This is a genomic window from Streptomyces sp. NPDC059255 (genome assembly GCF_042752355.1).
Lineage (GTDB): Bacteria > Actinomycetota > Actinomycetes > Streptomycetales > Streptomycetaceae > Streptomyces.
In genome coordinates this window covers 52,186-73,972 of record NZ_JBHYZP010000035.1, presented here as the reverse complement: position 1 = coordinate 73,972, position 21,787 = coordinate 52,186, and the positions used below count along the sequence as shown (strand labels likewise).

At 72.9% G+C, this 21,787-nt stretch carries 16 protein-coding genes; 3 read left to right on the top strand and 13 right to left on the bottom strand.

Annotated elements, in window-relative coordinates; translation table 11 throughout:
- Positions 1-12: 12 nt before the first annotated feature.
- The gene (locus tag ACFXKG_RS31905) at positions 13-891 is read right to left on the bottom strand and encodes an esterase/lipase family protein (protein WP_384846432.1); all 879 of its coding nucleotides are present in this window, start codon (positions 889-891) and stop codon (positions 13-15) included.
- 224 nt (positions 892-1,115) lie between these two features.
- On the opposite strand from ACFXKG_RS31905, the gene ACFXKG_RS31900 reads away from it, so the two are divergent.
- Entirely contained in the window at positions 1,116-2,303 is a 1,188-nt protein-coding gene (locus ACFXKG_RS31900) for a DUF3533 domain-containing protein (RefSeq protein WP_384846430.1), read from the top strand.
- Positions 2,304-2,418: 115 nt separating this feature from the next.
- On the opposite strand, the gene ACFXKG_RS31895 is transcribed toward ACFXKG_RS31900, so the two are convergent.
- Complete coding sequence (locus ACFXKG_RS31895) at positions 2,419-3,534, bottom strand: S1 family peptidase (protein ID WP_384846428.1); 1,116 nt, start codon at positions 3,532-3,534, stop codon at positions 2,419-2,421.
- A 359-nt stretch (positions 3,535-3,893) separates the two neighbouring features.
- Between ACFXKG_RS31895 and ACFXKG_RS31890 the strand changes: the two genes are divergently transcribed.
- Entirely contained in the window at positions 3,894-4,760 is an 867-nt protein-coding gene (locus tag ACFXKG_RS31890) for an alpha/beta fold hydrolase (RefSeq protein WP_384846426.1), read from the top strand.
- A gap of 77 nt (positions 4,761-4,837) precedes the next feature.
- Here ACFXKG_RS31890 and fxsT read toward each other — a convergent pair whose 3' ends face one another.
- The 5 genes from fxsT to fxsA are packed head-to-tail and all read right to left on the bottom strand — an operon-like array spanning position 4,838 to position 13,383.
- Positions 4,838-8,794, bottom strand: coding sequence for an FxSxx-COOH system tetratricopeptide repeat protein (gene fxsT / locus ACFXKG_RS31885; RefSeq protein WP_384846424.1), 3,957 nt, complete (start codon positions 8,792-8,794; stop codon positions 4,838-4,840).
- Positions 8,778-10,109, bottom strand: a complete 1,332-nt coding sequence (gene fsxC, locus ACFXKG_RS31880; RefSeq protein ID WP_384846422.1) for an FxsC protein — start codon at positions 10,107-10,109, stop codon at positions 8,778-8,780. Before fsxC ends, fxsT begins: the two co-directional genes overlap by 17 nt.
- Before the next feature lie 34 nt (positions 10,110-10,143).
- Positions 10,144-10,935: an aminoglycoside N(3)-acetyltransferase gene (locus ACFXKG_RS31875; protein WP_384846420.1), complete on the bottom strand. Its 792-nt coding sequence runs from the start codon at positions 10,933-10,935 to the stop codon at positions 10,144-10,146.
- Positions 10,919-13,165 carry a radical SAM/SPASM protein FxsBH, inactivated beta-hydroxylase extension form gene (gene fxsBH / locus ACFXKG_RS31870; RefSeq protein ID WP_384846418.1) on the bottom strand — a complete coding sequence of 749 codons (2,247 nt, stop codon included), beginning with the start codon at positions 13,163-13,165 and terminating at the stop codon, positions 10,919-10,921. Before fxsBH ends, ACFXKG_RS31875 begins: the two co-directional genes overlap by 17 nt.
- A gap of 53 nt (positions 13,166-13,218) precedes the next feature.
- Positions 13,219-13,383, bottom strand: coding sequence for an FxSxx-COOH cyclophane-containing RiPP peptide (gene fxsA, locus ACFXKG_RS31865; protein ID WP_382887163.1), 165 nt, complete (start codon positions 13,381-13,383; stop codon positions 13,219-13,221).
- 231 nt (positions 13,384-13,614) lie between these two features.
- Here fxsA and ACFXKG_RS31860 point away from each other — a divergent pair, with 231 nt between their 5' ends.
- Positions 13,615-14,535, top strand: a complete 921-nt coding sequence (locus tag ACFXKG_RS31860; protein WP_384846494.1) for a DUF4231 domain-containing protein — start codon at positions 13,615-13,617, stop codon at positions 14,533-14,535.
- 61 nt (positions 14,536-14,596) lie between these two features.
- Here the strand turns inward: ACFXKG_RS31860 and ACFXKG_RS31855 are convergent, their stop codons facing one another.
- From ACFXKG_RS31855 to ACFXKG_RS31830, 6 genes are all read right to left on the bottom strand, one after another.
- Positions 14,597-15,076, bottom strand: a complete 480-nt coding sequence (locus ACFXKG_RS31855; protein ID WP_384846416.1) for a hypothetical protein — start codon at positions 15,074-15,076, stop codon at positions 14,597-14,599.
- A gap of 143 nt (positions 15,077-15,219) precedes the next feature.
- Positions 15,220-16,119: a S1 family peptidase gene (locus ACFXKG_RS31850; RefSeq protein WP_384846414.1), complete on the bottom strand. Its 900-nt coding sequence runs from the start codon at positions 16,117-16,119 to the stop codon at positions 15,220-15,222.
- Between the two features lie 250 nt (positions 16,120-16,369).
- Entirely contained in the window at positions 16,370-17,170 is an 801-nt protein-coding gene (locus ACFXKG_RS31845; RefSeq protein WP_384846412.1) for a DUF1684 domain-containing protein, read from the bottom strand.
- 13 nt (positions 17,171-17,183) lie between these two features.
- Entirely contained in the window at positions 17,184-18,227 is a 1,044-nt protein-coding gene (locus tag ACFXKG_RS31840; RefSeq protein WP_384846492.1) for an LLM class flavin-dependent oxidoreductase, read from the bottom strand.
- 119 nt (positions 18,228-18,346) lie between these two features.
- On the bottom strand, positions 18,347-19,429 hold the full coding sequence (locus ACFXKG_RS31835) for an LLM class flavin-dependent oxidoreductase (protein WP_384846410.1): 1,083 nt from the start codon (positions 19,427-19,429) through the stop codon (positions 18,347-18,349).
- 8 nt (positions 19,430-19,437) lie between these two features.
- A complete protein-coding gene (locus ACFXKG_RS31830; protein WP_384846408.1) occupies positions 19,438-21,420 on the bottom strand; it encodes an FAD/NAD(P)-binding protein in 1,983 nt (660 codons plus the stop codon).
- Positions 21,421-21,787 lie beyond the last annotated feature (367 nt).

Below are 21,787 nucleotides of genomic sequence, written 5' to 3'. Positions count from 1 at the left end.
GGAGCTACCGGGTCAGCCGATGACCGAGGCGCAGGTGGTCGGGGTCGCGCGGGCCGGGTCCAGTGCGTTGGTCACCTCGTGGAAGGCGATCCGGTCGAGCAGCCCGATCGTCGCGTGCTCGGACACATCGGCCGCGCACAGGTCCTGGATCAGCACGTTGCGTACGTCGGGACCGGTCAGGAACTGTGACCGGTACGGCGTGACGATCTCGTCGTAGCGGGTGGCGATGACGGTGTACCGGACTCCGGGCACCGTGTCGCCGCCCGCGTTGAGTTTGGTGAGGAAGGGCGATCCGGCGATCTGGTCGGCGAGCGCCGGGGTCTTCTCCGTCAGCAGGTCCTTCGCGCCGGGGAAGTACTCCAGCAGCCCGGTCAGCCCGAGCAGGGTGGTGCCGCGGTTGGAGGGTGCTATCCCGACCAGGGCGTTGACCTTCGCCGCCCCGCCGAGGAACTTCAGGTAGTAGCGCGGCATCATGCCGCCCTGGGAGTGGCCCACGAGATCGGCCTTGGGGGCGCCGGTGGCGGCGAGCACCCGGTCGACGTACGTGGCGAGTTGCGCGGCCGAGGCGTCGATGGGGCCGAGCCCGTTGAACAGGGGTACGCCCGGGAGTTGACCGTAGTCGAGCGAGAAGACGCAGTATCCGCGGTTCACCAGGTACGGGGCGAGCCCGAGCCAGTTGTCGACGGAGTTCGCGAGGGTGCCGTGGACGAGCACGACGGGGCGGGGATGGGCGGCGGAGGGCTTGCAGGAGAAGTCGTTCCAGCCACGGCTCGGGGCAGCGGCGGCGGTGGAGGGAGCGGCGGTGGGGACGGCCGCGGCGGGGGTGACCGTGACGGTCGCGGCCAGCAGCAGTGTGGCCAGCGGTCCGAGTACGCGTTTCCAGGGCAGCATCGTGCGATCTCCTTGCGGCTCAAGGGAATGGCGATGACTGTCAGCCCTGCGGCCCGGACCACATTGAAGGGTGAACTACCGTCAAGTTACGCAGGAGTAAGGTGAAGAAGGAAGTTACGCGTCGGTAAAAAGTGGGGCGGTACCGCGGCACCCCACGGGACGGCCCTCGGCCATTCAGCCCCCTCCCACCTGCGCGGGCACCGGTGGGCCCGGAGCGTGGGGGCATGACGTTCGTCGACGAGGTGAAGAACGCCGTCACCGTACGGTCCGCGCTGCTCGTCCTCGGCGTGCTCGCGCTGCAGCTCCTGTTCATCGCGTCCTACGTGGGCGCGCTGCACAGCCCGAGGCCCTCGGGGGTGAAGGTCGCCGTCGTCGCCCCCGGCCACAGCGCCGCGCAGCTCACCGCCGCGCTGAAGCGGCTGCCGGGCCGGCCGCTGGACCCGCGGACGCTGCCCGACGAGAACACCGCGCGGCGGCAGATCATGAACCGTGACATCGACGCCGCCCTCGTCGTCCGGCCGCGGTCGCTCAACGACACCCTGCTGATCGCCACCGGCCAGGGGACCAACGAGACCAGGGTCCTGGCGGACATCTTCGAGGGGCTGGAGTCGCAGCAGCAGCGCACCCTCGCGCTGGAGGACATCGCGCCCGCCTCCGCGCGGGACGCCGGCAGCCTCACCTCCTTCTACCTGGTGATCGGCTGGTGCGTCGGCGGCTATCTGTGCGCCACCGCGCTCGCGGTCAGCGCCGGGACCCGGCCGCCCGGCCTCGGCGGGTCCGTGATCCGGCTGGCCGTGCTGGCGGTGTACGCGATCGTCGGCGGCCTGCTCGGCGCGGTGATCGTCGGTCCGGTGCTGGGGGCGCTGCCGGGCAGCGTGGCGGGGCTGTGGGGGCTCGGCGCGCTCACCGTCTTCGCGGTCGGCGCGCTCACCCTGGCGCTCCAGGCGCTCTTCGGCGTCGTCGGGATCGGGCTGGCCCTGCTGATCGTCGTGATCGCCGGGAACCCGAGCTCGGGGGGCGGCTATCCGTGGCCCCTGCTGCCGGACTTCTGGCGGGCGATCGGCCCCGCGCTGCCGCCGGGGGCGGCCACCTGGGTGGCCAGGTCGATCGCGTACTTCCGGGGCAACGCGGTCACCGTGCCGCTGCTGGTGCTCTCCCTGTGGGCGGTGGCCGGCACGGCGGTCACCCTGGTCAGGCCGGCGCTGCGCCGGGACCGCCCGGCCGTACCGCCCGGAACCGGCACGCCCTCAGAGACGGGGACGGGCCCGGGCACCGGCACTGGTCCAGGGACCGGCACGGGCCCAGGGACCGGCACGGGCCCAGGGACCGGCACGGGCCCAGGGACCGGCACGGGTCCGGGCACCGGCACCGGCACCGGTGGTGCGGCTTCCGCGGGGCCCCCGCCCGCCTGACCACCACCCGGCAAGGCCCGCCCGGAAGGCCCGCCCGGGAAAGTCCACAAGGGGAGGGCCCGGCACACCCTCATGTGCCGGGCCCTCCCCCGGTCCTGCGGACCGTGGCGTACGGTCAGCCGATCTCGGCGCCGTACTCGTCGAGCGCCGCCGTCACCGGCTGGAAGAACGTCTCGCCGCCCGAGTCGCAGTCACCGCTGCCGCCCGAGGTCAGTCCGAGCGCGGTGTCCCCGGCGAAGAGGGAGCCGCCGCTGTCACCCGGCTCGGCGCAGACCGTGGTCTGGATGAGCCCGTCGACGATGTCGCCGTTGCCGTAGTTCACGGTGGCGTCCAGCCCGGTGACCTCGCCGTCGTGCACCTGGGTGGTGGAGCCGCTGCGGACGACCTGCTGGCCGACCGTCGCCTCGCCCGCCCGCGTGATCTCCTGGCTGCCGCCGTCGTACAGGTTCACCTCGCTCGGGTGGTCCACGTCGGCGGTGTACTTGACCAGACCGAAGTCGCTGCCCGGGAACGTGGAGCCCTCGGTCGTCCCTATCCGCTCGCCCTGGGTGTCGGACCAGGTCGTGACGGACTCCGTGCAGTGCCCGGCGGTCAGGAAGTACGGCTCGCCGTCCTTGACCACGTTGAAGCCGAGCGAGCAGCGCGAGCCACTGCCCGTGATGGCGTCGCCGCCCGCGACGAAGGTCTTGAACTCCCCCGCCGTCTTCCGCAGTTCGGCCTTGGAGCCGAGCTTCTTCACCACGCCGCTGATCGTGTCCCAGGACGCGCCCTCGACCGTACGGTCGGCCGTGACGACCACCTTGTTGGTGACCGGGTCGACCGCCCACGACGTGCCCGGGACGGACGCGTCGGCGGCGAGGGTCTTCCGGGCGCTCGTCAGCTCGGTGAGGGTGTGCTGGACCAGTCTCGCCCTGCCGCCCGCCTCCCGGACGCTCTCGGCGGCCTTCTCGTCGACGACATTCACCACGAGCGCCTTGGTCTTCGCGTCGTAGTACGAGCCGGCCGCGGCGTCACCGAGGTCCCGGCCGAGGGCCGAACCGAGGGTTCCGGCCGCGTTCGCCGTCAGTTCCTTCACGGTGAACTGCGGTGTCTCCTCGCTGGCGTTCGCATTCTGCAAGGTGAAACCGGCGGCGATCAGAGCGATCGCCGCGCCACCCGCGATGGTGGTGCGCTTCTTCGACACGCGCCGATGGTTCAACGTCAACCTCCTGTGGGGACCGTGCCGGTTCATGTGGGGTGTCCTGGCACGGAGGACGAGGCGCCCACTATTCCGAGCGCCACCAGTCGCACACAAGGTCGACTTGAGGACGCGCACACGACCAACACATCGCGCGCCCCTACATTCGGCTGCGGCCGAAGGACGACACCTTCCGTTCCGTTTCGCGAACATCCGCGGCGGCCGCAGCCCGCCGCGGCGCCCTTACGCGGACGGCCCCGAGCCGGGACAATCGACCTGAACCGGGCTCTCCTACGGGGTATTCGAGCCGGTCATGAGCACCGAGGGATAAGGACCACGGCGGCGGGGAATGCAGGGTCACGGTGCCTGCATGGGGCACGTAACCGGAGCACACAGGATGAAAGGGGCGGGGGTTGCGACGTCGGGTGCGCGCGGCGGACGGGCGGCATCTGATGGTGGAGCGTCTGGGGGACCCGCGGGGCAGACCGGTCTTCCTGCTGCACGGCACGCCGGGCAGCAGGCTGGGACCCGCGCCGCGCGGCATGGTGCTGTACCAGCGGGGCATGCAGCTCATCGCCTTCGACCGGCCGGGGTACGGCGGTTCGGACCGGCTCGAAGGGCGCAGTGTGGGCGATGTGGCCCAGGACGTGGCGACGATCGCCGACGCCCTCGGCCTCGACCGGTTCGCCGTGGCGGGCCGCTCCGGCGGCGCCCCGCACGCCCTGGCGTGCGCGGCGCTGATGCCGGACCGGGTGACCCGCGCGGCGGCGCTGGTCCCGCTCGCGCCGTGGGACGCGGACGGCCTCGACTGGTTCGAGGGCATGGCCCCGTCCAATGTCGCCGAGTACTCCACCGCGGCGCGGGATCCGGCGGGCGTGGCGGCCCGGCTCATCCCGCGCGCGGAGGCCATCAGGAAGAACCCGGTGCGGCTGCTGGACGACCTGCGCAGGGAGCTGACCGACTCCGACCGCATGGTGGTCTCGGACGCCGGACTCAGAATGATGCTGCTGCGCAACTACCAGGAGGGGCTGAGCGATTCGGCGTACGGCTGGATCGACGACGCGGTGGCCTTCGCCAGCCCGTGGGGGTTCGACCCCGCCGACATCCGCACCCCGGTGCTGCTGTGGCACGGCGAGCAGGATGTCTTCTCGCCGGTCGGTCACGCCCGCTGGCTCGGGGAGCGCATCCCGGGCGCGACGGTCGTCCTGGAGCCGGCCGCGGCACACTTCGCCTCCCTGCACGCCCTGCCCAGAAGCCTCACCTGGCTCCTGGACGACTGACCGACGGAACAGCGCCAGGTGACAGCCCCAGAGGTACGGTGCCGGGCGCGGACCCGGCGCCGTACCCCTCGGGTGTCTCACACCGCCAGCGGTTCCAGATCCCGGTAGACCCGCCGGTCGTCCCTGGCGAACCGGGTCAGCGCGTGCTCCTCGCCGAGCAGCCCGACCAGTTCCTCCACGGTCTCCACCCGGAGCTGCGCCGCCTCGCCCTTGCGGCCCAGTGCCCCCAGCGTCACGCACATGTTGGACGTGACGGCCAGTGTCTCCGGATGGCGCGCGCCCAGCGAGACCCGCAGCCCCGCGACGGCGCTCCGCTCGGTCACCAGCGCCTCGTCCAGCTCCCCCAGATCCGCCTTGGCGTTGGCGAGGCCGACGGTACAGAAGAGCGTGTGCGGATGCTCGTCGCCCAGCACCTCCCGCATCGTCCGCAGAGCACCCTGGAGCAGCTGCTCCGCCAGCTCCGGTGCCCCGCAACCCCAGTGGAACAACCCGAGGTTGTTGATGGCGGCGAGGGTGTACGGGTGGCGGGCGCCCGGCACCCGCAGGTACTGGTCGACGACCTCCTGGGCCAGGTCCCTGGCCGCCACCGGCTCCCCGGAGGCGAAGTGGTCGGCCGCCAGGTTGAGATCGCAGGCGAGGGTGTCCGGGTTGATGTCCGCGCCGTACTTGGCCCGGTAGCGGTTCCTGGTGGCGGTGGTGAGCCGCCGCGCGTCCTCCAGCAGGCCCGCCCTGCGCAGCGAGACGGCGAGGTTCTTGCCCGCCGCGAGGGTGCCGGGGAACGCGCGCCCCATGCGCTCCTTGTAGAGGGCGTACGTCCGGCTGAGCAGGGCGACCGAGTCCTCGTACCGACCGATCTCCCGCAGGTCGCGCCCGAGGCTGGCGGCGGACGAGAGCGTGTACGGGTGCTCGGGGCCGAGCACCTCCGTCCGCCGGTCGAAGACCTCCTGGTCCATCTCGCGCGCCTGGGCGTACCGGCCGACCATGCGCAGGTTCAGCGCCCGGTTGTTGGCGGCGGCCAGCGTCCTCGGGTGGGAGTCGTGGAAGATCCCGCTGAACCCCTCGTACGCCTCGGTCGCCAGCTCCATCGCCTTGGCGTACTCGCCGAGCGTGCCGAGGTCCATCGCGAGCCCGCTGGTGGTCATGTACGTGTGCGGATGGGTCGGCCCGAGCACCCGGCGCTGCCGGATCAGGGTCTCCTCGTCCAGCTCCCGCGCCTCCACGTAACGGCCCTGCGAGCGGAAGATGTTGGAGAGGTGGAACCGCAGGTACAGATACTGCGGGTCGTCGTTGCCGAGGGTCTCGCGCCAGAGGTCGCGCAGTTCCCCGGCGAGTTCGAAGGCGGCGGGCAGGTCGCCGCGCTTCCACAGGTAGCGGACCCGGTCGATCAGCAGCCGGCGGGTCTCGGGGCGCCGGCACAGGCTCGCCTCCGAGGTGATGAGATGCGGCCAGATGGAGTTGAACCGGTCCCAGGTGCCGGGGTTGTCGATCGGCTCGTCGCCGTCGGGCCTGGCGCCCGAGAGGATCCGGTGGACGGCGTGCCGGGCGTCCCGCTGCTCCTCCTCGGTGAGCTGGGCCCGGATGATCGCCTGGACCAGCCGGTGCACCTGGATGCTGTTGCCGACCTGGTCCACCTTGGCCAGCGCGAACCGGCCGATCTCCCGGATGACCCGGCCCAGTACGAGCGTCTCCTGGAGCGAGACGTCGTACGGCTTGAGGGCCTCGATCATCTCCTTGCTGTAGAGGAGGTTGGCGGAGATCGGCTCGGGGGCGAAGAAGGCGCAGAGCTGGAGCAGCCGCACCGCGGCCGGTGAGCGCTCCTTGAGCCGGTCGATGGAGATGTTCCACGTCGCGGCGACCGGTTCCGGGTATCCGGCGGGCTGGTTGAGCGCCAGCACCCCGGCGGCCTGCTGGCCGAGCTGGTCGAGGTACTCGGAGACGGGTGTGGCGGTCTCCGCGATCCAGGCGGCGGCCTGTTCGACGGCGAGCGGCAGGTCACCGACGGCGGTGGCCACCTTGTCGGCGTCCACGAGGCTCAGCCCGGGGGCGCGGCGCTGGAGGTGTTCGACGGACTCCTCCCGCAGGAAGACGTCGACGGGCAGCGCGTCGCCGTAGCTCGACCAGGTCTGGTTGCGGGAGGTGACCAGGACGTGGCCGGGCCCGCCGGGCGGGAAGTACCGCTGCACCAGTTCGGGGTCGTCCGCGTTGTCGAAGACCAGCAGCCAGCGGGTGGACGGCACCCCGCGCCGCAGCAGGTCGACGGCCTCCATCGAGGCGGCGGACATGTCGTCGCCGCCGCGCGCGCCGAGCCGTACGGCCAGCTCCGCGAGGGAGGCGACCACGTCGGCGGTCTGCTCCGAGGAGATCCACCAGACCAGGTCGTAGTCGGCCATGAAGCGGTGCACGTACTCCAGCGCCACCTGGGTCTTGCCGATGCCGCCGAGCCCGTACAGGGTCTGCGGCTGCGGCAGGACGACGGCCATGCCGCCGCCGAGCTGGTCGCGCATCCGCTCCAGCACGGCGGAGCGCCCGGTGAAGCCGGGGTTGCGGGCCGGCGCGTTCCAGATCTTGGGGACGGTGCCGGGGAAGCGCGGTCCCGGCGCGACGGCGTCGGCGAGCTGGGCGGGCCGTTCCAGGGCGCGCAGCAGCGCGCCGGTGGCGTGCGCCTCGTCCAGCCGGAAGAGGTCCACCGGGTTGCGGTCGATGTACGGGGCGGTGAGCCGTACGTCGCCGACGCGTACGGGCAGGAGCTGGCGCCGGGTGCCGCCGGGGTCCTCGGAGGCGGAGCGCGACCAGACCTCCACGGCCCGCGCGGACTTGAGGTAGGCGGCGGAGAGCAGCACGACCGTACGGGTGGCGCTGTCCTGGTGGATCGTGAGCGAGCCGGTGTCGCCCCCGGTGGGCCCTGCGGGCGGCTCGGCGGAGACGTCGCGCGGCACGACGCGGAACCCGGCCCGGGTGAGGACGGATTCGATCCAGTCGGCCCACATCCGGTTCTCCGCCACGTAGCTGAGGTGGAGGTCGGCGGGGAGCGCCGGCCTGCGCCGGGTGAAGGCGTCCCTGATCCGCAGCCTGGCCTCGTCGCCGACGGGCGGCATCGCGGTGATGGCGCCCTCGGTGACGTAGGTGGTGAGCCGTTCGAAGGCGGAGAGCAGGGAGTTGGAGAGCCCCGCCTCGTCGCCGAAGGTCGCCAGGGTCTCCTCGTACGCGTAGTAGGGGCGGTACGGGATCTCCACGGCGCCCCAGTAGGCGGTGAGGCGCTCCCCGGTGAGCCCGGCGGGGAACCGGTCGAACTTCAGCCGGGCGAGGGCCCGTCCGGCGTCGGCCTTCTCCTTCTCGCCCTCGTCGATGCGCATCGGCACGGGGAAGATCTTGATGCCCCGGCCGCCGTACCGCTCGTCGATCTGGCGGGCCACGGCGGCGGCGCCGTCGATGGACTGGTCGCTGAGGGTGAAGCAGTCGACGAGGACGTCGGGCAGGTGGACGGTGCAGATGTCGGCGATGTCGCTGAGTCCGGTGCGGCTGTCGATGAGGACGTAGTCGTAGTGGGCCTTCATGTCCTCGCGCAGCGCGTCGAAGAAGTGGCCGCCGCCGAGCCGGTCGTAGAAGTTGTCCCAGTCGAAGGTGGAGACGGTCGCGGAGTACTCGCGGTTCTGCCGTCCCGCGGAGACGAAGTCGAGGGTGCCGCCGTCGGGGAACTCCCAGCCGAGGAGTTCCGGGGTGAGGGAGACGGCGTGCGGCTGGATCCGCGCGTAGTCGCGGTGCCAGTCGTCGGGGCGCTCCACGGGGCTGGTCGCGGCCCACGCGTACTCGGTGATCACGTCGATCACACCGGTGGTCGCGCCGAGGGTCGAGGGGTCGAGGAAGGGGTGGAAGAAGCGGTGCAGGCCGGGCGCCTCCAGGTCCCAGTCGACCGCGAGGACGCGTTTTCCGTTGGCGGCCAGTATCCAGGCCGTGTTGGCGAGGGCCATGGTGCGGCCGGTGCCGCCTTTGTACGAGTAGAAGGTGACGATGCGTCCGTCACGACGTGCTGTCATCCGTGTCCTCCGCATCGGGCGCCAGGTCGTGCGTCTGGGGAACGTAGTGCGTCGTGGCGTACTCGGCGGCCATCGGGCCGCGCAGCCGCGGCCGTTCGGTGTGGCTGCCGCCGGCCGGCGGATAGACCTCCGCGTGTCTCAGGTACTGCTGGGCCGCCGCTTCGACGACCTGGGGCAGGATCTGGCCGAACGCCTCCATGCTGGGCACGCCCTTGGCGGCGGCCCGGCAGGCGGCGCGGCCCTGCCCCATCTTCTTGGGCATGGTCTGTTCGAGTTTCTCGCTCAACTCGGCCTGGGCCGCCCGGCTCTGCTCGTCCTCGCGGTTCCACGGGACGACGACACTCACCCAGGGGCGGTGTTCGGCGTCGAACGCGGCGAGCCGCTCGCGCTGTTCCTCGTCGTTGAGGGCCCACCGGTCGACCAGCAGTATCTCCGGCCGGACGGGGGCCTGTTTGCCTTCGTGGGGCACGGACACCTCGTCGAAGGAGACGATGTCCGCCTGGTAGTTGAGGGAGCGGACCAGATCCCGGGCGACGTACGCCAACGGCCGGGCCGAGTCCGGGTGGTACGGGTTCCAGTCCTGGGCCATGCCCCCGTAGTAGTCGGCCCGGCGGCCCTCCGGGAGCCCGTGCCGGGTGGGCGCGGCCACGGTGACCTGCATGGGGCGGGGTCCGCCGCTGGTGCCGAAGGCGCTGGGCGCGCTGCGGTAGTCGACGGGGCGCCCGGGGCCTATCGCGGCGGTGTCGGCGACGCTGACGATGCGTTTGGCGAGTTCGTAGACGGCCCGCTGGTACTCGTCCTCGAAGATCCGGAGTTTGATCAGCCCGTAGAGGCCGTCGGTGACGTAGCGGTCCCCGAAGTCCCGGTGGTTGAACTGCAACCGCTCGGCGGGGCCCGGCAGTTGCCGCGCCGGTACGGGCACCCACAGGGCCGGGACGATCGCCTCGGCCGTGGTGTTGTTCTTGGCCTGCTCGTAGATGACCCGCTGGGCGAAGGCGTACCACTCCTTGCCGCACATCTCGCTGGCGAAGTAGCGCGGTGAGAACAGCGGTACGAACACCCGGCAGGTGGCGAGCACGTCGGCGAGCCGCTCCGACCAGCCCTCGCCCGAGCGCATCTCCCGGTCGATGAAGCCGGCCTGGGCGCCGGCCGGCAGATCCGTCATCGCCATCACGTGCTCGGACAGATCCCGGAAGAGCTTCTGCACCCACATGTCCGGGTCGGCCCCGGAGGCGCCGTCCCGGGGTGTGTGCGCGTAGCTCAGGAAGAAGTACGGCCGATGGTCGGCCGCTCGCTGCTGCGGTGACGCGTGCACACGACCCCCGTCCTGTGGTGGACATCCACGTTGTTCAACGCCGTTTCTCGGCCATCCACACCGTGGCGTGTGCCACCGCGTCCTTGATCGGGAACAGCCGCCCGACCGCCCCTCCCAGTTGCCCCCTCTGCTCAAGTCCCCAAGGAAACGCGGCTCCAATCGCCGCGAAATCACTGTCGTCGAGGTTCACATCCTCATATTCCACCCAGCGCGGTGATCCGTCCGGCGCTTTGACCACACAGTGATAAGAACGTGTGGTCGCGCCGGGCCGGTACTCGGCGAGATGGAACGCGCTGCACACGCCGTGTCCCACATTGACCAGCAGCACCCGCGCGTCGGCCTCGGCCAGCGCGCCGAGCGGGGAGTCCGGGCCGAGATGGCTGTGCAGCGGATGGTCCGCCATCAGTTCGGCGGCGCGCGCGCCGAGCGCGGCGAACGAGGTCTGCGGATGGCCGCTCCGTACGGCGCCCTCGGCGGTGCGTACGGACTCGGCCAGCCGGCCCATCGCGAGGCAGGGCGTGGTCCGCGCGTCGAAGGCGGGCATGTGGGAGCGGTACGCGGCGGCCTGGCGGCGGGTCAGCCCGGAGATCCTGGCGCGGTGGGCGGCGGAGGTGTCGGAGTTCTCCTCGGTGAAGGCCGGCACGACGAGGGTGCCGTCCTCCCCCAGCGCCGTCAGCAGGGCGGTGCGCAGGGTGTCGGCGTCGAGTCCGGTGCCGCGCAGGGCGGCGTGGACGAGCAGGACCGACCCGGGGGTGACGCCCAGTGCGGTCAGCTCGCGGGCGAGTTCCGCGGTGGTGGGAGCCGGGGGGTCAGGGGTGTCGGACACGGTCGGCCTCCGCGCGCAGGGTGGTCAGCAGGCTCTTCCCGCCGACGGTGAGTTCGGCCGCGTCCTCCAGGGTGTCCAGCGCCCGCAGGGCGTGGTCCAGGTGGCGGCGGTCGTACGCGGCGAGGCCCACCCGCTCGTGGGCCCCCGCCAGCAGTTCGGAGAACGGCACCGGTCTCTCCCGCCAGGGCGCGGGGTGGTGCCACGCGCCGTCCAGGGCGTAGAGGTCGGTGACCTCGGTGAGCGCCCGCAGGGTGGCCCGGCGGTAGCCGCGCAGCAGCGCGGGCGCCAGGGCCTCGGGGGTGCCGCGTACGGGGATGCCGAGCGCCCCGTATCCGTACGGGGCCGCCACGGGGCTCCGGAACGGCTCGTCCAGCGGTGTCAGTGTGGAGAGTGTGGCGGCGGCCTCGGCGGCCTGCTCGGGGACGGCCTCGCGGAGCAGCGCCCAGGCCGCCGCGAGCCGGCCGCTCCAGTCGGCGGCCTCGTCCCGGCCGAGCCCGGGGTGGGCCGGGGCGTCGAAGCGGTCGCGGTACGGGTCGATGTCGTCCAGGGCGAAGTCGGGGGCGCCGTCGCGGCCGAGGCGGCGCACGGGGCGCCATACCCCGGTGGCCTCGTCGGCGCGGACGACCCGCAGCTCCGTGGCGCCGGTACGCACCACGAACCCCTTCTCGGCGAGGCGCACCTCGGCCTCGCCGGGCTCGCCGAGCCGCAGCGCGCCGAGTGTGGGCAGTACCAGCACCCCGCCCCGGTGGCGGACGCGTACGGGCGTGTCGAGCCCCCCGCGCAGGACGGCGGCGGCGAGATACGCCCCCACCCGCTCCGCGAGGTCCGGCGCGTCCGGGCGGTCCGCGCGGGCGGCGGCGATCGCCTCGGCGAGCCAGGTACGGGTGTAGGGGTGGGCGAAGACGGTGTCGAGCCCGTCGGAGCCCCTTTCCACGGCGGCCGCCAGCTCCCACGCCTCCTGCCAGGGCTCGCCGCCCCGGCCGTCGAGCGCGGCGTGCAGCTCGGCCAGCATCGAGCGGGTCAGTTCGTGCTGGGCGACGAGGAGTTCGCCGGGGTGGCCGACTGCGGACGGGGCGCTCTCGGCGCGGGTCCGGTCCTCGATGCCGCGGATGAGGGCCGCCAGGTCGGCGCAGTACACCGAGGGGTGGTCGAAGCCGCCGGGAGCGCCGGGGGCGCCCGGCGACGGCTCCGACGCAGACCGGTAGCGGTGGGTGTAGAGCCCGCCGCCGCAGGAGCGCACGACCGGGCACCGCCGGCACTCCTCGCTCACTCCCGCGAGCCCGAGCTGCCGGCTCCGTACGCCGGGGTGCGCGGCGACCTCGTCGAAGGCGTGCGCGAAGACGTCGAACCCGGTGGCCGCGGCGCCCTCGTAGGCGCTCTTGAGGGAGTCGACCTGCTCCAGGGTGCCGTCGGTCTCCACGACGACGAGATCGGTGGGGGCGAGGCCGAGCGATTCGGTGAGGCTCGGGCCGCCGGCGAGGGTGGAGAGCACCGAGTCGAAGAGGCGTACGGGCATCGGCCTGCCCCGGGCGTCCCAGCGGTCGAAGACGGCGAGCAGCCAGTCGGCGTACGCGGTGGGCGAGCCGTCGGGGCGCGGCGGCGGCTCGTCCCAGGTGGCGTGCGGCAGCAGGAAGTCGATGCGCGGCGGGTCGAGCGCGTCGAGCGCGTCGTAGACGTCGACCGGGTCGTTGGCGGCGTCGACCGTGCAGAGCAGCCCGAGGTCGAGATGGCGGTAGCGGTCCTGCCGGAGGAGTTCGACGGCCTTGAGGACCAGGGGGTGGCTGCTGCGGCCGTCCGCGAAGCGGCGGTGCCGGTCGTTGGCCGCGCGGTCGCCGTCGAGGGAGATGCCCACCCGGACGCCGAACTCGTCGAAGAGGTCGAGGTAGCGGGGGGAGAGCTGGAGCCCGTTGGTGTGGACGCGTAAATCCAGATCGGCGACGCCGTCGAGGGCGACGGTCAGTTCCTCGCACACGCGCCGGAGCCGGGCGGGGCCGGCGAGCAGTGGCTCCCCTCCGTGCAGGATCACTGACACGGAGGGCAGGGCGTGGGTGGCGGCATGCTCGGCCAGTCGCCGGGCTGTCCGGGAAATCGCTTCGTCAGAGATCGCTTTGGGGCGGGTACGCCAGCTCTGATCGGCGTGTTCATAGATGTAGCAGTGGTCGCACGCAAGATCGCACCTGCTGTGGACCTTCAGAACGATCTCGCGGAAGGGGACCAGGGGTCCTGTCATTCCGACAGTCTAGAGCTCGTTCCGCCAGTGGTGAGCAACGACGTTTAGCCCTTCTAGAGCGCCGAGTTGAAGCTCGAAACCCGCGCGACACGGCCACTGGGCATGGGCAGTACACGACCGAGCTTCCTGGCGACACCGGCGTCGCGTACGTCGATCTCCGCGAGGGGGACACGGTTCTTCTTCGCGGTGGCGAAGGCGGCAGAGGTCTGAGAGGTCACGGCGGCCGTCCTTGATCATGTCGGTCGTACAGGAGACACCGCACCGTTGCAGTGTCAGCGGCTCGACTTTACTCTCATGAACCCGTGCGGCAACTCGGCACGTGGGGACGAGACGAAAGCGTTGCCGGGGACCACACGACCGGGTGCGGGACTGATCGTTCCGCTGATCGAGTGACAACAAAACAGCAGACGGGGGCGCGCATGGCCGACTTACGCGGACCACTGCACAGCATGGTCTTCCGAAACGCTGATCTGCCGGTTCTCTTCCATCACGCGGACGGGGTCGCCATCCGCCGGCAGCGCCAGGCGGTCAACGCCACACGCCGCCAGCTCCTGCTGCTGGTGCTGGGCGCGCTGCTGACCTCGCTGCCCTGGCACGGGACGGTGGGCGATTCGTTCCAAATCATCAGCGCCCTGGGGGCGTTGGCGTACGCGGGTGTGCTTCTGGTCACCTTCCGCTCGGCGGGCCAGCGAGCGAAGTCACACTGGCAACTCAACCGCTCCGCCGCGGAGTTCATCAAATCGCTCTCCTGGCGTTACGCGGTGCACGGCGCGCCCTTCGACTCCGGGGTGGCCGGGGCCACCGATCTCTTCACCGCCCGGATGGAGGCGGGGCTCGCGGAGTTGCGGAAGGTGGGGTGGGAGGACCCCCGGGAGAACCCCGAGGAGGGCGCGGATCCGGGGCAGGGCGACGCCGGTGAGCTGATCACGCCCGCGATGCGGGTGCTGCGGGACAAGCCGTTCAGCGCCCGGAAGGAGACGTATGTCAGGGACCGGCTGATCGAGCAGCGGAACTGGTACCACCGCAGGACGGTCGTCTCCCGCCGGGCCACCACCCTCTGGTCGGCCACCATCGCGCTGCTCACCCTCCTGGCGCTGCTCCTCGCCGTGCTGCGGACGTTCTCGTTCACCGACTCGGGTGCGGTGCTGGGGCTGTTGTCGGCGTCGGCGGCGGCCTGTCTGGCGTGGAGCGAGATACGACGGCACCAACCCCTCATATCCGCCCACTCGTTGGTGGAGGAGGACCTGGCGGCGATGCACACGGCGATGGAGACGATGGTCACCGAGCAGCAGTGGGCGAACGCGGTGTACGAGACCGAGCGCATCGTCTCGCCGCAGCACACCGACTGGCTGGTACGGCACCGCAGTTGAGCCGCCTGCCACCGTCCCGCCCCAGGAACGGAGGCCGGGCGCGGGCGTGGGGCGCGCCGCCTCAGGCGCGCTCGACGCCCTCGCACCAGATCACCGTGACCGGCTTCCCGCGCTCGCGCGCGTAGCGCACGATGTCGCCCGTACCGCCGAGACCGCGGGCCGGCCGGCCGTCCCAGACCGCGAGCAGCCGGTCGCAGTTGTCGGCGATGTAGGTGCCCGCGGCGTAGTACGCCTCGTCGGTGGAGTGCGGATAGGCCATCCGCACCTCCAGGGTGGCCCGCTCCTTGAGCCGCCGGTAGCCGTCGAGTTCGTCCTGGCCCTCGAAGTCGTCCTCGTAGTCGCCGCTGGGGATGACCACGGTCAGCTCCGCGCCGTGGTCCAGGGCGAGGACGGCGAAGAGCTGGTCCGCGCCCACGGCGAGGCTGGAGAGCGCCTCCATCGACCCGCCCTGGCCGTGGAGCACGGCCGCGATGGCGGCTCTGATGTGCGCGTACGCCTCTGCCGGGATGTTCCGGTGACCGGTCACTCCGATGCGTTTCACTGTTCCACGGCCCCCGTTCCCTCTGCGGCGCACACCCTGACATCTTCTCAGAGAACGGCGGCGAGTCCCCGCCCGTCGTACGGACGGAGACTCGCCCCGCGCCCGGTCAGGAGCGCTCTTCTTCGTCTGTTCGTCGCGTCCTTCTAGACGAGCGTGACCCCGTAGGCGCTCAGGGCCTCCGTCACCGGCTGGAAGTACGTCGTACCGCCCGAGGAGCAGTTCCCGCTGCCGCCCGAGGTCAGACCGATGGCGGTGGAGCCGGAGTAGAGCGGCCCGCCGCTGTCGCCCGGCTCGGCGCAGACGTTGGTGCGGATCAGACCGCTGACGACGTCACCGCTCCCGTAGTTCACCGTGTAGTTGAGGCCCGTGACCGAACCGCTGTGGATGCCGGTCGTGGAGCCGCGGCGCGTGACGGACATCCCGTTGGTGGCGTTGGCCGCGCCCGTGATGGTGACGCTGCCGACGGTGCCCGGGTGGGCCAGCGAGGTGTTCGAGTACCGCACGAGGCCGTAGTCGTTGCCGGGGAAGCTGGTGCCGGCCGAGGGGCCGATGCTGGTGGTGTGCGCGGAGCTGGTGTACCAGGGCGGCAGGCCCTCGGTGCAGTGGCCCGCCGTCAGGAAGTAGTACGTGGAGCCGCTGCGGACGTTGAACCCGGCCGAGCAGCGCCAGCTCGTGGCGTAGACGGCGTCGCCGCCCGAGATGAGCTTGGAGAGCTTGCCCTCGGTCCGCTCGACGCGGAGCGCGCCCGCGCCGGCGCCCGCGGCCCGCTCGATCGAGTCGATCCCGTCCTGCGTGACCGTGGAGTCGGCCTGGACGACCACCGTCCCGGTCGCCGGGTCGACGGCCCAGGCGGTGCCCGCGACATCGGCTTCCATGACGGCTTCGCTCGCCGCGGTGAGCTGGCTCGCGCTGAACGTGGTGGCCGGTGCGGCGCTCGCGGTGGGTATGGCGAGGGCCGCCGCGGCGGCTATACCGGTGGTGACGGCGATCAGACGCACGCGTCTGGCGACACCGCTGAGGGGGTTGGTGCGCTTGGTCCTCACTGTCGTTCCTCCCGAGGGGGATCGGGGGCCCGTTCGTGGGGTTCCTGGGCCCGTGAGGCGCAGCCGGGGACTCGGCACGGTGCGGGGGTCTCCCGGACCGCGGCGCGCCCCGACCGGCGCTGCACGGGAGTATTGGCGGCCTCAACTGCCCCCGCAAGGGCGTCTTTTGGCCGTCCGCGACACCACTGGGACGTACGGTGCCCAGGCGCCACGTGAGGTACGCCCGGTGCCCGTCGGAGGCCGTTGCGGGTCAGTCGGTGCGGACCGTGCGCTCGCCCGCCGGGACGGCGATCGGGAGGGTGTTGCCGGGCGGCGGGAACGGGCAGATGAAGTGGTCGGCGAAGGCGCACGGCGGGAGCAGCGTCCGGTTGAAGTCGACCGTCACCGTCCCGTCGGCGGCCGGGGCGGCGGGCCGCAGAAAGCGGAAGCGGTAGCTGCCGTGGCCGCTGGTGGTGTCGGCGAAGACCGCCCACAGGGAGCCGTCGGCCTCCACCGCGACCTGGAGGGTGTGCTCCGTACCGCCGACGGTGAAGGCGATCTCCCCGCCGAGGCCGAGCCCGCGCTCCCGGCCGTCGGCGTTGGCGACCTGAACGGTGCGGCTCCCGTCGTACGGCCGGAAGCGGCCCGGCAGCGTCCAGGCCGGGTCGTACGGGGTGGCCTCGACGGCGCGGAAGGCGCGCCGCGCGGCGGAGTCCGGGTCGAAGTCCCGTACGGCCCACAGCCCTTCGCGGCGCAGCACGACCAGCCGGCGCGGGCCGGCCGCGATCCGGGACTCCGCGAAGGGGCCGGTGTCGGCGGTGAGCCTGATCCCGCCGGCGAGCGGTTCGCCGTCGGCGGTCAGCCCGTCGCCGGCCGCCGCGGTCAGCACGATCGCGTCGCCGTCCTCGCGCCACACCCCCGGGAGCCCGGGGAGGACCCCGTCGGGGTGGTCGGCGAGCCAGTGGGTGCCGGTGAGCGCGAGCGGTCCGTACGGGGCGGAGACCGTGGCGGTGCGGCGCTCGTGCCAGCTCGTCCACTCCCGGGCGGGGACGGGCGATGTGTCCGTTGTCATGCTGTTCAACCTTTCATACCGGGTTCACCGGATCGGGAAGCCCGAGGTGGGAGCGCAGGGTGGTGCCCTCGTATTCCGTACGGAAGACGCCGCGCTCCCGGAGCAGCGGGACGACCCGGTCGACGAAGTCGTCGAGCCCGTCCGGGGCGGGAGGCGGCAGGAGGAGGAACCCGTCGGCCGCGTCGCCGGAGACGAAGGCGTCCATCTCCGCCGCGACGGTCTCCGGGGCGCCGATGAAGGACCGCGGCCCGTCCGGGTCGTACGCGGCGTGCTCCCGCGCCTCGGCGTCGCTGTCGCCGAGGACGACGGTGACCCGCGGCATGATCTTGAGGTCGTCCGGTTTCCGGCCGTACGCGGCCAGCCGCGCCTTGGTGTCGGCGTAGAAGGCGCGGGCCGCCTCCAGGGTGCCGCCCCGGGTGAGGATCACGTCGGCGGCGCGGGCGGCGGACTCGCGGGCCTCGTCGGAGTCCCCGGCCTGGATGATCACGGGGTGGCCCTGCGGGCAGCGCGGGACGGTGAACTCCCCCGCGATGTCGAACTGCGGCCCGGAGTGCGCGAAGGGCCGGGGCGCGCCGTCCGGGGAGCCGGGCGCCGGCGCGGTCCAGGAGTCCCACAGTTCGCGGGCGGTACGGACGAACCCGGCGGCCCGGGTGCGCCGGCCGGCCCGGTCGGGACAGCCGCCGCGCCGGAAGTTCTCCCCGGCGCGGGCGTCGGAGGAGGTGACCACGTGCCAGGCGGCGCGGCCCGCGCTGAGGTGGTCGAGGGTGGCGAACCTGCGGGCCAGTTCGAACGGCTCGTTGAAGGTGGTGTCGGCGGTGGCGGCGAGGCCGAGCCGGTCGGTGACGGCGGCCAGGGCGCTGAGCACGGTGAGCGGTTCGGGGCGGCCGACGTGCTCGTGCGGCCGGGGCCCCTCCGCGAGGAGGAAGAAGTCGAACGTGCCGCGTTCCGCCGCCCTCGCCGGCGCCTCGAAGGAGGCGAAGTCGGTCCGGGAGCGGGAGCGGGGATCGGTCCGGACGGTGGTGCGGTCACCCCCGGGGAAGCGCGCGGCAAGATGGATCTGCTTACGTGCGCGCGGACATGCGGCCCCGGCGCGCCCGGCGGCCCCGGTCGCCGCGGTGGCCCCGGTCGACTCCGTGGCCCCGGTCGACTCGGTGGCGCCACTCGTCGGTTCCGTGGTCATGACGCTCCCCCCGCGGTCGTGTACCGGTTGGCGGGGCGGGCCAGGCCCAGGTGTTCGCGGAGCGTGCCGCCCGGGTGGAAGGTGCGGAAGAGGCCGCGGTGCTGGAGGACCGCGACCGTGCCGTTGACCAGGCGTTCGAGGTCCCGGTGCGGCTCGACGGGGGTGAGGTGGAAGCCGTCGACGGCCTCGTCGCCGTGCCAGCGCGTGATGAGGTCGGCGAGGTCGACCGGGCCGCCCCGGTAGTGCGCGCCCGCCGCGCCGGCCGCGGTGTGCGTCCCGTACACACAGCCCGGCTCCCGCGGGCGTTCGCCGTCGTGACAGTCGAGGGTGAGCGCGGCCAGCACCCGCAGGGTGCCGGGGTCGCGGCCGGTCTCGGCGGCGCGGGCGCGCAGCCGCCCGCGGAGGGCCGCGGCCTCCTCGGCTTGGCCCGCCCTGATCAGGACGACATCGGCGTACCGGGCGGCGGTCTCGGTGAGTTCGGGGGTGCGTCCGGTGACGATGTCGACCACGGTGACGGGGTGTCCCTGCGGTGGCCGGGGCGCGGTGGACGGGCCGCGTACGGCGAAGGTGGCGCCCCGGAAGTCGACCTGGTGCAGCGTCTCCCGGTCGACGAAGCGGCCTGTCGACGTGTCGCGGATCCCGGCGTCGGCCTCCCGGCTGTCCCAGAGCCGGGCGGCCACGTCGGCGACCTCGCCCGCCTCCCGCCAGAGCGCGGACGCGGACGCGGCGGGGCGCCGGCCGAAGAGCCGGGCCTGCGCGGTGGTGGTCGACACGTCGACAAGCCAACCCGCCCGGCCGTGGCTCACCCAGTCCAGGGTGGCGATCGCCGTGGAGAGGTGGAACGGCTCGGTGTGGGTGGTGGTGACGGTCGGTACGAGACCGACGCGTTCGGTGGCGGGGGCGACCCGGGCGAGCACCGCGAGCGCGTCGGGTCCCGGGCGTTCGAAGGAGTCCCTGAGCGTCACGAAGTCGAGGGCGCCGTGCTCGGCGAGCCGGGCGAGCGCCACGTAGGAGGCGGCGTCGTACCGGGGCGGGCCGCCGATCTCGGCGGCGAGGTGGAGGGTACGGGTGGCGGACACGGGCAGCCCTACCTTCCGGCTTCGGACGGGGCCGGTGCCCGGACCGTACGGGCGGCCGCCTCGGCGAGCAGGGTGAGGGCGCTCCGCGCGGCGGCGTCGTTCTGGCGGAACGCGGGTCCGCCGGTACGCGGCCGGGTGAACGCCCCGCTCGACCGCGCGGTGGTGTACGGGCCGAGGGAGAAGCGGCGCGGGTGCGGGCGGCCGTCGCGCTCCACGAGGCGGCCGTCCCCGGGGTCGACCCTGACCAGCCCGGCGGCGGAGACCGTGGCCGCCCCCTCGTCGTACAGGGCGCGCAGCAGCGGGCTGAGGGTGCGTTCCGGCGAGGGGTCGGGGAGCCGGGCCTCGACCAGGGCGCGGGCCTCGACGTACGCCCCGGGTACGGAGGCGCCGCGGGCCCGGAAGACGCCGCCGCGCTCGTCGGCCTCGACGGTGGTGTCCGCGCCGAGGAAGCGGACGATACCGGCCCGGGAGAGAGCGAGGAGCTGCCGCAGCCGGGGGCCCGGCGGGCCCGAGGCGAGGTAGCTGAAGAAGCCGTGCCACCGCCCGCCCGGGTCGCCGAGGTCCCCGAGGCGGACGAGCTGGCCGTAGACGGAGAGCAGCCCGAGGAAGACCCCGAGGTCCGCGCTGTGGGCCGGGTCGTGGCGCCGGGCCAGGTCGCGGGCTATGTAGGAGCGCAGACCGTCCTGGAGCGCGTCGTACGAGGCGAAGCGCACCCCGTCGAGCGGCCGGTCGAGCGCGGCGAGGTCGAGCCGGTCGGCGGGGTCGGGGACGGCCGAGCCGGTCAGGGCCTCCAGTTCGGGGCTCCCGGGGCCGGCCGCCGCGTACTTCTCCTCGAAGTCGGCCCAGTCGACGCGGGTGCGTTCGGGGTGGGCGGCGAAGAGCCGGTGGTAGTGGGCGAAGCCGAGCTCCTTCTCGACCAGCGGCCGGATGTCGCGGTCGTAGTCGGGCCGCTCGGCCCCGCTCAGCAGCGCGTCGACCTGCGCGGGGCCGAGGAAGCGCGGCAGCGGGGGGCGTTCGCCGGTCAGCCCGTAACCGATCTTGGAGTGGTACGGGACGCCGCGCCGCGAGCCGACGTGGAGGACGGGCTCGCGCCCCGAGGGGTGGTAGACCAGCTCGTCGCCGGGGCCCTCGCCCCCGGTGTAGTGGCCGCCGCGCCCTTCGGTGAGCAGCACCATCAGGTCGACGAAGGCGAGCCCGAACCCGCGCACGAGGACGGATTCGCCGGCGGGCAGGGCGGACAGGTCGGTGTCGGCGGTGAAGTCGGGCGGCAGGTGGAGCAGCCCGTGGCGGCGCGCGAATCCGGCCAGCTCCACCTGCTCCGGGTCGGGTTCGGCGTCGAGGTGACCGAGGGTCAGTACGACGAGATCGGCCTCCAGCGGTTCGGCCCGGCCGGCGAGCACCACGCGCTGGCGTCCCTCGCGCGGGCCGTGGACGCGGAGCGCGTGGGTGGGGTGGAGATGAACCCGGACGCCGGGCGGCAGGGCGGCCACGGTCCGCTCGTACACCCAGCTCAGATAGGCGCTCTGGACCCGGCGGCTGGGGAAGCTCTGCCCGGTGAGGGCGGCGATCTCGGCGAGCAGCCCGGCCCGGTCGGCCGCGGCCCCGCCGTCGACACCGGCCCCGGACCCGGCGGCGGGCGCGGCGGCCGGGCGGGCGCGGCCCGCCGCGACGTCCCGGGCCCAGGCGTCGAGCGCGGGTCCGGGGCGTACGGGTCCCTCCAGCACGACCGAGTCGTCGGTGAACATCGTCACGTCCTCGGCCATGGAGTTCATCCAGAGCAGCGGGGACTGGTCGCGGCGCCAGATCCGGCCGGCGCCGGGCGGGAACGGGTCGACGAGATGGATGTCCAGCGGCAGACCGCCGTACAGGGAGGGCGCGTTGGCGGCGATCCGTTCGAGGAAGCCCGTGCCGCGCGGGCCCGCGCCGACGATCACGACGGACGGGGTGGCGGGAGGCGTGCGGGCGGGGTCCGGATCCGGTGACGCGGACATGGAAGGCTCCGTGGATGCTGAGATCGAACACGGGAGGTGCCTTCACACGGAACGCGGGCGGACCGAGCCCCTCAGCGGGGTCCGCCTGCGGGACCGAGGCTAAGCGGCGCGTACGGCCTGTTGTCAAGCCTGTCCACACTGTGAGCCGCGCGTCTCACGCCGACGCGAGGGCCGGTTGACGCGGAAACGGATGCCTGTTCCACTTGGCTCATGTATGCGCAGCAGTGGCTGGTCAAGCGCTCCCACATCGACTTCGGTCGCGTGTGGTCCTCTTCCTGTTGAGCTGACGCCCTGCGCCATCCCGTGCTCTTCCCGGTGCTCGCCGCGCCGTTCCCGCGTGCCTTCACACGCAGCGCTCCACGCTCCT